The sequence below is a fragment of the Vibrio sp. B1FIG11 genome (assembly GCF_905175335.1).
GTDB lineage: Bacteria > Pseudomonadota > Gammaproteobacteria > Enterobacterales > Vibrionaceae > Vibrio > Vibrio campbellii.
Genome location: NZ_HG992751.1, coordinates 1,965,538 through 1,978,569, shown reverse-complemented (window position 1 = coordinate 1,978,569; position 13,032 = coordinate 1,965,538). Strand labels below are relative to the sequence as shown.

3 protein-coding genes are annotated in these 13,032 nt (G+C 45.6%); 2 read left to right on the top strand and 1 reads right to left on the bottom strand.

Going from position 1 to position 13,032, the window contains the following annotated elements:
* The first annotated feature begins 77 nt into the window (after positions 1–77).
* Complete coding sequence (locus KHO06_RS09360) at positions 78–1,394, top strand: TolC family outer membrane protein (RefSeq protein WP_005426598.1); 1,317 nt, start codon at positions 78–80, stop codon at positions 1,392–1,394.
* 1 nt (position 1,395) lies between these two features.
* Complete coding sequence (locus KHO06_RS09355; protein ID WP_212581418.1) at positions 1,396–2,010, top strand: OmpA family protein; 615 nt, start codon at positions 1,396–1,398, stop codon at positions 2,008–2,010.
* A 117-nt stretch (positions 2,011–2,127) separates the two neighbouring features.
* Here the strand turns inward: KHO06_RS09355 and KHO06_RS09350 are convergent, their stop codons facing one another.
* Complete coding sequence (locus KHO06_RS09350) at positions 2,128–12,690, bottom strand: Ig-like domain-containing protein (RefSeq protein ID WP_212581417.1); 10,563 nt, start codon at positions 12,688–12,690, stop codon at positions 2,128–2,130.
* Positions 12,691–13,032 lie beyond the last annotated feature (342 nt).

Sequence of the window (13,032 nt, the reverse complement as noted above, 5' to 3'; positions counted from 1 at the left end):
GCTGATATTTGTGTCATTTCGTCTCACTAATGAGATGAAATATCAAAAAGCAATACCAATTTTCTAGGAGAACCACCGTGAAATGGAATCGACTAAAAATCGCTTGTTGCTGTAGTTTGATGTTATCTCCATCCGTTTTCGGTCAAACTTTAGAACAAGCGGTCGCACTCACACTCAAAAACAACCCGGACATAAAAAGCGCTTTTAACGAATTCAATAGTCGTAAGTATATTAATGAGGCGGCATCCGGTGCATACCTGCCTTCAATCGATCTTGATGCTGGAATTGGCTATGAAGGCTTGGACCCATCTGATGAAGGCGGTCGAGGGGATACTGATTATACAAGGAAAGAGGCATCGGTGACTTTGACCCAGCTAATTTGGGATGGGAGCGCGACACTCAACGATATCGACCGAACGGCTGCAGACGCTGAATCTGTAAGGTTTCAACTCTTAGCAGACGCGTCTGATACTGCACTTGAAGTAACGAGCGTTTATTTAGATGCGGTTAAAGCCTATGAAATTCTCACCCTGTCTGAGAACAATTTAGCAGTACACAAGAAAATCTATACAGACATTCAAAAACGCGTTAATTCAGGGATTGGCTCGACGGCGGATTTGACTCAGGTGGAAGCGCGTTTAGCAAAAGCACACGGTAATTTAGCCGCTGCACAAAATAACCTCTTCGATTCCCACACTATGTTCACACGACTTGTTGGACAGAGCCCTCAAGGCTTGATATTCCCGAGAGCTGATGAGAACTTTCTTCCGTACACAATCGATGATGCTATTGGCTTAGCCTTCGAGGTACATCCTGTGATTCAAGTGGCGCTTGCTGATGTAGACTCAGCCAAATTCCAGTACAAGCAATCTAAAGGGGTCAACTACCCTACACTTTCAATTGAGGCATCTCAAACTTGGCGTGATGATGCCGATGGATTGAAAGGCAGAAGCGACGAGACACTCGCTATGCTTAGGCTCCGTTACAACTTATATAATGGCGGCAGTGATGCAGCCAACTCCGAAAACTTTGCCTACCAACTGAATAAAGCAAAAGACTTACGTGAAGGCGCCTATCAAAATGTGGAAGAAGGATTAAGGCTTTCCTGGAGCGCGTTGGACTTAACTTTACAACAAAAAGAGTTCTTGTCTGACCATGTTGACTCTGCAGCCAAAACGGTTATTGCCTACGAGAAACAATATCGTATTGGCAAGCGAACATTATTAGACTTACTCAACACGGAAAACGAGCTCTTCGAAGCACGTAAAGATTATTTAGATGCGAAGTACGCTGAGCAGTACGCAAAATACCGCGTAATGAACGCAACTGGACAACTGCTTAACTCATTGCGTATCGACATCCCGCAAGAGTGGCTAGAGAAAGTGGAGTATTAATATGAAGATAATACCTATTTTGTTCATGGTTTGTTTGACTTCAGCATGCAGCGGCTCTAACTCGGGCGACGAATATGAATACATAGAGACTCCCAATGCAGATCAGATCGCCGATTTGATCGATGATGACAGTGATGGTGTTATCAATGCACGAGATCTCTGTCCGGGCACTGCGGAAGGCTCAGAAATTGATAATGATGGATGCGGTAGATATGCGAAGTCATCTCAGCAAATGCAGATCCGCGTCTTATTTGCTAACGACTCCTCTGCAATTGATCCTGTCTTCGTAAATCAAATAAGCGACCTTTCCGACTTCCTAAAAGAATACCCTACTACATCAATCGAACTACAAGGTTATACAAGTATCACTGGTACAGACGAATATAACCTTGCACTTTCAAAACGACGAGCCGAAAGTGTGAGGCAAGAATTAATTAATAACGGTATCTCTCCTGAGCGTTTACGTATCGTCGGATTTGGAGAGACCAATCTTGCATCTCAAGGCACGGACGAAACCAGCCACGCACTTAACCGCCGGGTAACCGCTACCGTAGTTGGTTATAAAGGTGAAATTGAGAAAGAGTGGACGATTTTCACAACGCTGCCTAAGAGTTAGTGTTGTTAGTTTAAATGCTAAAGACAAAGGTCTAGCACTCTGCTAGACCTTTTTGTTTAGTTGGATTTAAGGCAATCGGAAGCTGTACTTTCTCGCCTTCCGTTTGGTGAATAATAACTACGTGATGTCGTTATTGATTTTTAGCAGGTCGTTGAGGATGGCAGAACCATCTGCTGGAGATAAAGAACCGTCGATTAAGAGCTCACTGTATTGATTAGAGCCCCCCTCAATCACGACTTTTTGGCTCGACGAACCATCTGATTCAGAAATCGTTAGAATCAGGTTATCACCATCGGCTTCAAGACCAATCTCGTTATTAGCCAATAAAGAGTCGACAGAATCAAAGTCATCCGTATGAAGCAAGTCAGAGATATCAATCTTATCTTCACCTTTCGTGAAGTCTTTTATCGTATCTACTTCCCCATCACGAATACCAGAGCCGTCATCAACAAACTTGAAGATATCCTCGCCATCATCTCCGATTAGAATATCATCACCCGAGCCTCCAATAAGAACGTCATTGCCGGATCCGCCTCGTACAGCATCGGATCCATCTCCGCCATCTAAGGTGTCGTGCCCTGTTCCTCCAAATACAATGTCAGAGCCTTTTTCACCAAAGATTACATCATCTCCAGCCCCCCCATGACCAATATCCAAACCGGGTTTACTTTGCGACTCAATCTTCAAATGTTGGTCCTGTTCGCCAAAGGTATCTGTTAAGGCGTTCAGTTCCGTTGCAGCAAAGTCAGCTAGTACAGAACTAAACTTATCATCAGAGATATCTCCGTCCTGAACTTGTACGTGGCTTTCGCCTAGGTAAATTATATCGTCACCGCCGCCCATTAGTACTTTATCGTTACCAGTACCAACATCAATACTCACACCGGAGCTCGGGTCGTAATCGTATAAGCCGTTTTGCTCTGGATTGCCAGCATTCACATAAGCTGCACTCTGTTGCCAATTAAAGTCGTTAAACCCCGTTCGATAAGCTACAGAGTCAATCATGTCCTCACCAGCGGTGTAGTCTGGTTCAGGACGTTCATTGTTATCACCACCAGATGTAGGCTTGTCAATTACCTCAACATTTATACTAGCTGTACTCTCAGCCGTTAAACTGCCACCCACATCAATATGATCGCCGTGTTCATCGTCTTTGTTGGTATCACGCTCTGTTGAAGTCGCAATCACAGTAATCGCAAATATACCAGCATCTTGAGTTTTGACTTGCAGGTTAGACAAATCCCAATCAGTAACATCTATGCGATCGTCTTTGTTCTCTTGTGTAACTACGTAGGTATTTGCACTATCACCCTCACCATCTCTAAGTACCGAGCCGACAGGTATTCCTGTTAATTCGACTGTCAAACTCTCGGATTGGTCCAAGCTATCTTGAAGTGATGCGTCTATTTCACTGAGCTTAATAAAAGAGTCTTCGTAGCCCAAATTATCAACTGCAGTGAACTTAATATTATCCATAATGGCGCCTGTAGAGTCGGCTTCATCAGCTTCAAATAACAAGCGATACTTACCTGACTCCTCAACTGGAAGTGTAATAGATTCACCTTTATGCCAACCATGAGTTGTCGGGTCGAAGTCATACAACACAACTTCACTGCCATCAATTGGATTACCGTGATCATCCACTTTAATAAGGGTCACCGACATATCAGATGTGTGTGCCTTATTCGTTCTGGCAGCAATATCAAATTCAAAGTTGTAAAAACGTCCGGCAACAAGATCCATATCGGTGTATAAGACCTTGTCCCCAACTTCGCCTTCAATCTCCATTACTTGATTTGTTGAATTGCCTGGCAGGTATGTGCCCTCAGTTCCAACTTCAATGTGTTGGCCAGGATTTGAGGTAAACCATTGTCCTACCGTCCCCGCGCCTTCCACTTTGTTAATTTCAATATCACTATCCCACGAACCTGACTTAATAGTGACATCTTCAAAGTCAATCGCCGCGACTTGTTCAAAACCACCAATATTTAATATCGGCTTATCCGCATCAGGATGAACATCAACATATATGCTGCCTGTCTCAACGATTGTGTCACTATCGTCTCTTGCAATAACTGCGATATCAAAATTAACGTCACTATGCTCTGGTGCTTTGACTTTTACAGAGCTAATGTCATCAATACTAACGACTATTGCGTCAACACTGCCAACGATGGAAGCTTGCCCATCAATTTCAATAATAGAGCCTTGCGGGATTCCATTTAACTCGACGGTTTGGACTGAGGTATCGCCGTCATTTACAACAATGCCAAGCTCGATGAACTGATCCTCGAGGCCAACAACATTTTGCAATGAAAGCACCTCTTTTTGCGCGTCAATAATAGAAACCGTCGCCTCTTTCGCACCTGCGTCCAGAGTTGAATCTGCACCGGTGGTATCGGCCAACGTGATCGTTAAGTTTTCAGTCCCTTCGTAGATACCATCGTCTAACGTTGTGATGTCCAGAGCGACAGAGGTTTGCCCTGCTGGAATGGTGACCGTGTAGATGGTCGGCGCTTGGTAATCTTTGTCATCGACATCGCCACTAATGGTGAAGCTCACCACGACATCCTCATCGGATTTTTGGTCAATACTAACGGTAAAGCTCGCGTCACCACCTTCTGTAACCGATGCTTGGTCTGCAACAATACTGACTGTTGGCGCTTGCTGAGCATCGTTAATAACCACGCTTGCATTGTCATTCGCACCAATGGCTGCATCCGCACCCTCAACATCTTTGATGGTCACCGTGAAGGATTCGGCACCTTCATAAGCCCCATCCGTTAGCGTGGCGATATCAAGATCAGCTGAAGATTGTCCCGCTGGGATTTCGATACTTGCGATACCAGTGAAGTCTTTACCGTCTTCAGCTACACCGGTGTACTCGAACTTAACTGTCACGGTTTCATCTGAGACTTGGCTAAGCGTTACAGTAAAGCCTGCCGTTTGACCTTCGTTCACGTTGTTCTGGTCAGCACTGATGCTCACTTCTGGTGCTGATTGAGCATCAATAATGGAAACTGTCGCTTCTTTCGTATCTGCGTCCAGAGTTGAATCTGCACCAGTGGTATCGGTCAAAGTGATCGTTAAGTTTTCAGTTCCTTCGTAGATACCATCGTCTAACGTTGTGACATCCAGAGCAACAGAGGTTTGCCCTGCTGGAATGGTAACCGTGTAAATGGTCGGCGCTTGATAATCTTTGTCATCGACATCGCCACCAATGGTGAAGCTCACCACAACATCCTCATCAGGTTTTTGGTCAATACTAACGGTAAAGTTCGCGTCACCACCTTCTATAACCGATGCTTGGTCTGCAGCAATGCTGACTGTTGGTACTTGCTGAGCATCGTTAATAACTACGCTTGCATTGTCATTCGCACCAATGGCTGCATCCGCACCATCAACACCTTTGATGGTCACCTTGAAGGATTCAGCTCCTTCATAAGTCCCATCCGTTAGCGTAGCGATATCAAGATCAGCTGAAGACTGTCCCGCTGGGATTTCAATACTTGCGATACCAGTGAAGTCTTTACCGTCTTCAGCTACACCGGTGTACTCGAACTGAACTGTTACAGCTTCATCTGAGACTTGGCTAAGCGTTACAGTAAAGCCTGCCGTTTGGCCTTCGTTCACGCTATTCTGGTCAGCACTGATGCTCACTTCTGGTGCTGATTGAGCATCAGTAATGGAAACTGTCGCTTCTTTCGTATCTGCGTCCAGAGTTGAATCTGCACCAGTGGTATCGGTCAAAGTGATCGTTAAGTTTTCAGTTCCTTCGTAGATACCATCATCTAATGTTGTGATGTCCAGAGCGACAGAGGTTTGCCCTGCTGGAATGGTAACCGTGTAAATGGTCGGCGCTTGGTAATCTTTGTCATCGACATCGCCACCAATGGTGAAGCTCACCACAACATCTTCATCGGATTTTTGGTCAATACTAACGGTAAAGTTCGCGTCACCACCTTCTGTAACCGATGCTTGGTCTGCAGCAATGCTGACTGTTGGTACTTGCTGAGCATCGTTAATAACTACGCTTGCATTGTCATTCGCACCAATGGCTGCATCCGCACCCTCAACATCTTTGATGGTCACCGTGAAGGATTCAGCTCCTTCATAAGTCCCATCCGTTAGCGTGGCGATATCAAGATCAGCTGAAGATTGTCCCGCTGGGATTTCAATACTTGCGATACCAGTGAAGTCTTTACCGTCTTCAGCTACACCGGTGTACTCGAACTTAACTGTTACAGTTTCATCTGAGGCTTGGCTAAGCGTTACAGTAAAGCCTGCCGTTTGACCTTCGTTTACATTGTTCTGGTCAGCACTGATGCTCACTTCTGGTGCTGATTGAGCATCAATAATGGAAACTGTCGCCTCTTTTGTATCTGCGTCCAGAGTTGAATCTGCACCAGTGGTATCGGTCAACGTGATCGTTAAGTTTTCAGTTCCTTCGTAGATACCATCGTCTAACGTTGTGACATCCAGAGCAACAGAGGTTTGCCCTGCTGGAATGGTAACCGTGTAAATGGTCGGCGCTTGGTAATCTTTGTCATCAACATCGCCACCAATGGTAAAGCTCACCACGACATCCTCATCGGATTTTTGGTCGATACTAACGGTAAAGTTCGCGTCACCACCTTCTATAACCGATGCTTGTTCTGAAACAATGCTGACTTTTGGCGCACTCTCTGCATCAATAATGTTCGCGTCACCTGTCGCAGCGCCATTGCTCGTTACTCCACCGTTATCGGTAACAGTAAGACCAAAACTCTCTGTATTTTCATAAACGCCATCCGTCTTTGTCGGAATAGTAACGGTGATAGACGTAATACCGGCGGGGATAGTAACGTCGCCATCCGGTGTAACATTTAATGTTTGGGTTTTGCCTTGACTGTCAATATAAGTTACGACCATCTGACCAAGATCGGCATCTTCAGCGGTATAGCTACCATCGGTCGTCGGTTTAAGATTGACAACAAATGGGTCTTGAGCCTCATTAGACAAAGAAACCGTGAATACAGCATCAGAGCCTTCATTAACGTCACCAACCTGACTTACTGAAAGAGTTGTACTGTCATTGTCTTGTATTGTCGCAATCCCAGACTCACCACCAATCTCGAGTACCATGTCTTCAGCGTTTTCTAAAGCAAGATCATCAATCGACGGCACAATGACTTCAAAAGCACTCACACCAGCTGGAACAATTAAGAAACCTCCGGCGAAGGTTACGCCATTAGTAAAACTCACATTGGAAAGGTTTACATCAGCGTTATCAGCAGATGAACCTTGAGCAAGCATATCAATTGGGTATTTGACTGTGGTTTCGGTTACTTCGTCCAGAGCAACGGAAAACGTTATGTCTTCACCTTCAACCACGGAATTACCTATAAGGGTTAAGCTCGGCCCATCTTCAGAAACGTTACCATCAAGAACTTCATTAGTAATGGTAACAGTTGCAGGGTCACTTTCTGCATTTCCTGAATCAACAGCCACGTAGTCAAAACTATCCTCTGGCGGAAAGCCTTCCACATAACGCAATTCCCAATTCCCAGATGTTTTAGTCGAGAAATCGAGCTGTGTAATCACAGACCCTTCTGGTAATCCATAATCTTTTCCGTAACCGATGCTGGTCTCTTGGAAAAGCATGCTATTTCCTTCAGGCTTCAAGAATTCAATAACCTGCGTATGTTCTGCTCCGTTAGCATCTTGATAAGTAACAGTAATTAAGGCCGCGTTATTGCTAGCATGCTCGAACAACCCTCCTAGACCATCGAGACCAAGGTTAACGCTACCTACCGGGTTCTCAGACAAATCAATACTTATCGTTTCACCTGGCTGGATACCTTGACCATCATTATCCGCAATACCATGGCCGATGTGCGAAACCTTTTGATTGTACTGAGCAAGTACACCGCTGTCAGATGAGATATCAATCGAAGCGCCATTGACCAAGTACTCTGTCCTTGAATGCGATTCACCACCATCGGCACTCAAACCCCAGTTGTAGAAATCGGTGGTGGATTCAGCACCGTCAGGAGTGTCTGGTCTGTCCTTAATGCCCAGTAAGAAACCTACATTATCCGCCTCATAGTAGATGCTATCTTTGTCATACAATGTACCGTCGGCTGATGTAATTTCTTGGAGATCTCCATCCTCATCTTTGAAGTACAAAGTGCCAGATGTCGGCAACTCTGTGATGCGAATCTGAAGTTCATCACCACTCAAGTCATCTTCAAGATCAGAGATATGATCACTATCCACCCCTTCATCCAGCGGTTTATCATCCGTATCAAAGATCACATTTGTAATGAGTTCATTTGCACTATGGTCAAAATCTTCGTTTAGCGGTTTATCGTTGACTGGCGTTACGTTTAGGGTAACCGTTGTGGTTTCAGTAACACCGCCCGAACTCACTGTATATGTGAATAGATCAGGACCATTGTAATCTTGGTTCGGTGTGTAAGTGATTGTGCCGTCATCGTTCACAACTACTGTGCCATTGGTTGGCTCATGGCCCGCTTCTACCGTTACAACAGGCGCATCACCTTCGAAGTTATCGTTACCCAGCACATCAAGTTTTGTTGGCGTATCTTCAACAATATCAGCGCTATCAGACACAATATCTGCCACTGCGGCTACGGTAAAGTCGACAACTTGACTTACTGTTTCACCACTTGGGTCTTCAGCGGTAAACGTTAACTCTTCAGAACCATTCCAGTCTGCTGTTGGCGTGATCGTCGCAATGCCATCCACAATCGATACTTGAATATTGCTGTTACCAGAGACACTAAATGTCAGCTCACCGTCTGCATTATCGACATCGCTGAATGCATCATTCAAGTCGATAGTGTAAGGCGTGAAGTCTTCTTCAAGAGACTGATCCGCAATGGTGTTTTCTACGGTTGGCGCATCATTGATTGGATTTACTGTTACCGAGACTTGAGCTTCATCTTCCAGTTCACCATCAGAAACTGTGTAGCTGATGGTGGCTTCGCCGTTGAAGTTTTCAGCCGGTGTAAACACCAGTTTCCCATCTACAATTTCAACTGCGCCCTGATCAACTGGAACAGATGCATTTACTATGGTCAGCGTGTCGCCGTCAACGTCGGTATCGTTCGGCAAGACATCAATAGTGACTGGTGTGTCTTCGTCAGTCACAGCGCTATCATCATTTGCAACTGGCGCATCATTTACCGGGTTTACCGTTACCGAGACTTCCGCGCTGTCTTCCAGTGCACCATCAGAAACCGTGTAGCTGATAGTGGCTTCGCCGTTGAAGTCGTCAGCCGGAGTAAACACCAGTTTTCCATCTACAATTTCAACTGTGCCCTGGTCCGCAGGAACTGATGCATTCACGATGCTCAGCGTATCGCCGTCCACATCGGTGTCGTTCGGCAGGACATCAATAGTGACTGGCGTGTCTTCGTCAGTCACAGCGTTATCGTCGTTTGCAACAGGCGCGTCATTTAAAGGATTTACCGTTACCGAGACTTGAGCATCATCTTCCAGTTCACCATCAGAAACCGTGTAGCTGATGGTAGCTTCACCATTGAAGTTGTCAGCCGGTGTAAACACCAGTTTTCCATCTACAATTTCAACCGTGCCCTGATCAGCTGGAACAGATGCATTCACTATGGTCAGCGTATCGCCGTCCACATCAGTGTCATTCGGCAGGACATTAATCGTGACTGGTGTGTCTTCGTCAGTCGCAGCGCTATCGTTATTAGCAACTGGCGCATCATTTACCGGGTTTACCGTTACCGAGACTTCCGCGCTGTCTTCCAGTTCACCATCAGAAACCGTGTAGCTGATAGTGGCTTCGCCGTTGAAGTCGTCAGCCGGTGTGAATATCACCTTTCCATCTACAATTTCAACTGTGCCCTGATCAACTGGAACAGATGCATTTACTATGGTCAGCGTGTCGCCGTCAACGTCGGTATCGTTCGGCAAGACATCAATAGTGACTGGTGTGTCTTCATCAGTCACAACGTTATCGTCATTTGCAACAGGCGCATCATTGATTGGATTTACTGTTACCGTGACTTCCGTACTATCTTCCAGTTCACCATCAGAAACCGTGTAGTTGATATTGGCTTCACCGTTGAAGTTGTCAGCCGGTGTAAACACCAGTTTTCCATCTACAATTTCAACCGTGCCCTGCTCAGCTGGAACAGATGCATTCACTATGGTCAGCGTATCGCCGTCCACATCAGTGTCATTCGGCAGGACATTAATCGTGACTGGTGTGTCTTCGTCAGTCGCAGCGCTATCATCGTTTGCAACAGGCGCGTCATTTAAAGGATTTACCGTTACCGAGACTTGAGCATCATCTTCCAGTTCACCATCTGAAACCGTGTAGCTGATGGTAGCTTCACCATTGAAGTTGTCAGCCGGTGTAAACACCAGTTTTCCATCTACAATTTCAACCGTGCCCTGCTCAGCTGGAACAGATGCATTCACTATGGTCAGCGTATCGCCGTCCACATCAGTGTCATTCGGCAGGACATTAATCGTGACTGGTGTGTCTTCGTCAGTCGCAGCGCTATCGTTATTAGCAACTGGCGCATCATTGATTGGATTTACTGTTACCGAGACTTGAGCTTCATCTTCCAGTTCACCATCAGAAACTGTGTAGCTGATGGTAGCTACGCCATTGAAGTTGTCAGCCGGTGTAAATACCAGTTTTCCATCTACAATTTCAACCGTGCCCTGATCAACTGGAACAGATGCATTTACGATGCTCAGCGTGTCGCCGTCCACATCAGTGTCATTCGGCAGGACATTAATCGTGACTGGTGTGTCTTCGTCAGTCGCAGCGCTATCGTTATTAGCAACTGGCGCATCATTGATTGGATTTACTGTTACCGAGACTTGAGCTTCATCTTCCAGTTCACCATCAGAAACTGTGTAGCTGATGGTAGCTACGCCATTGAAGTTGTCAGCCGGTGTAAATACCAGTTTTCCATCTACAATTTCAACCGTGCCCTGATCAACTGGAACAGATGCATTTACGATGCTCAGCGTGTCGCCGTCAACATCGGTGTCATTCGGCAGGACATTAATCGTGACTGGTGTGTCTTCGTCAGTCGCAGCGCTATCGTTATTAGCAACTGGCGCATCATTTACCGGGTTTACCGTTACCGAGACTTCCGCGCTGTCTTCCTGTGCACCATCGGAAACTGTATAGCTGATGGTGGCTTCACCGTTGAAGTTGTCAGCCAGTGTAAATACCAGTTTTCCATCTACAATTTCAACCGTGCCCTGATCAGCTGGAACAGATGCATTCACGATGCTCAGCGTATCGCCGTCAACATCGGTGTCGTTCGGCAGGACATCAATAGTGACTGGCGTGTCTTCGTCAGTCACAGCGCTATCGTCATTTGCAACAGGCGCATCATTGACCGGGTTTACCGTTACCGAGACTTCAGCACTGTCTTCCAGTGCGCCGTCAGAAACCGTGTAGCTGATGGTGGCTTCGCCGTTGAAGTTTTCAGCCGGTGTAAACACCAGTTTTCCATCTACAATTTCAACCGTGCCCTGATCAGCTGGAACAGATGCATTCACAATGGTCAGCGTGTCGCCGTCAACATCGGTGTCGTTCGGCAGGACATCAATAGTGACTGGCGTGTCTTCGTCAGTCACAGTGTTATCGTCATTAGCAACAGGCGCGTCATTGATCGGATTGACTGTTATCGAGACTTCCGCACTGTCTTCTAGTTCACCATCAGAAACCGTGTAGCTGATGGTGGCTTCGCCATTGAAGTTTTCAGCCGGTGTGAATATCAGCTTTCCATCTACAATTTCGACCGTGCCCTGTTCAGCAGGAACTGATGCATTCACTATGGTCAGCGTGTCGCCATCAATGTCGGTGTCATTCGGAAGTACATCAATAGTGACAGGCGTGTCTTCGTCGATCGCAGCGCTATCGTCATTTGCAACTGGCGCATCGTTTAAAGGATTAACCGTAACAGTAACTGATGCCTCATCCTCTAACTCGCCGTCGGACACGACGTAGGTAATGTCAGCGTCCCCGTTAAAATCTTCCGCGGGAGTGAAAATCAGTTTTCCATCTTCGATTTCAACGGTCCCTTGCTCTTCTGGAACCGTTGCTGATTCAATAAATAAGTTCTCACTGTCAGCATCTTCATCGTTAGCAAGAACATCAATAATAATTGCGCTATCTTCATCAGTTTGAACAATATCATCACCAGCGACAGGAGCAGCAGGCTCAACTGCCGGAGATGTTTCATTCCCACGTAAAGTGTTCAGGTATAGCTCATTTAAAGAAAGGATTTGCGTTTGTGAAAAACCTAAGGACTCAAGCCCGATGGTTTCAAATCCCGTGTCTGCCAATAATTCGGCGCCAATGCGGTCGACAGTCCCACTCGTCTGCAAGCTTGAGCCATCGCTTTGACCTGCTGCCGAGGCAAACTCATCGCCAAGTTGGGTAGGATCTTGTCCAGCCTCTAACGCGCCAAGAATTTGAGCGACATCATCCGATACGTCTTGTACACCGTTATCTTTTACGAGTTGGACATTTAAACCAATTGGCTCGGCATCATTACGCGCGACAATCACTTCACCTTGTAATGGTTGTTCATTTTCAATAAGTGTACGCAGCTTTCCATCCAAACCTACTACGACTAATTGCCCACCAAATGACACTAAGGATGTACGATCCATATAAACCCCTGACCTAAAATTACCGTCAACATTTTGACTAATGATACTTATTTGTTATATCTTGCCCTAATATATTGATCAATAACAGAGTATTAACACTTAATTACAACTTATACATCACATAAAATGCATGCAGATACTGATAATTACATTTGGAATACGCATCACCACCATACAGAACCCAACACCATTTAAATGACTGATAAGTGTGATATCCAGTCAAATTTTCAATGGTGATTATCTTTAAAATTCATATCTATTTACATATGCATCACAATAGCAACCAGTTACATAGTTGATTGTTAATGCCTTTGTGCGTTAAATTATTGACGCTTATAGAGG

Coding starts and splice junctions, on each gene's coding strand:
- KHO06_RS09355 (WP_212581418.1), top strand. CDS start 1,396: ATGAAGATAATACCTATTTTGTTCATGGTTTGTTTGACTTCAGCATGC.
- KHO06_RS09350 (WP_212581417.1), bottom strand. CDS start 12,690: ATGGATCGTACATCCTTAGTGTCATTTGGTGGGCAATTAGTCGTAGTA.